A 431-nucleotide genomic window follows, 5' to 3' on the forward strand; every position below is an offset into this window, starting at 1 on the left:
TGCAGTAGCTCGCCACTGCGCGCCGGGTTCGGCATCTCGCCGCGAGTGCGCAGGTCCCGCCGGACCTGGGCTCAGGACGACCGTGACGGTTGCGGGAGCGACTCGAGGCCGGGCCGGGCGAAAAGATAGCCTTGCATCAGGACCACATCCTCGGCCAGCAGGAAGTCCCGTTCCAGGGGCGTCTCCACGCCTTCCGCGATGACGCGGATGCCCAGATCGCGGCAAATCGCCAGGACGCCGCGCACGATGTGCTGACGAACGGGGTCGGCGTCGACGCGGCGCACCAGTTCGATGTCCAGCTTGATCAGGTCGGGCTGGAAGTCGGCCAGTAGCGAAAGCCCGGCGTAGCCTGCGCCGAAGTCGTCGATCGCCGTCTGAAAGCCGAATTGCTTGTATGCCCGGAATATTTCCACCAGGCGCGGGCGATCCGC

The 431-nt window shown here is 66.8% G+C and carries 1 protein-coding gene; it reads right to left on the reverse strand.

The window, feature by feature from the left end; translation table 11 throughout:
* Positions 1–71: 71 nt before the first annotated feature.
* On the reverse strand, positions 72–431 hold a 360-nt coding region (locus tag HWY05_RS38010; RefSeq protein ID WP_176061511.1), incomplete at its 5' end, for an EAL domain-containing protein.

It is taken from the genome of Paraburkholderia sp. BCC1876 (genome assembly GCF_902833695.1).
GTDB lineage: Bacteria > Pseudomonadota > Gammaproteobacteria > Burkholderiales > Burkholderiaceae > Paraburkholderia.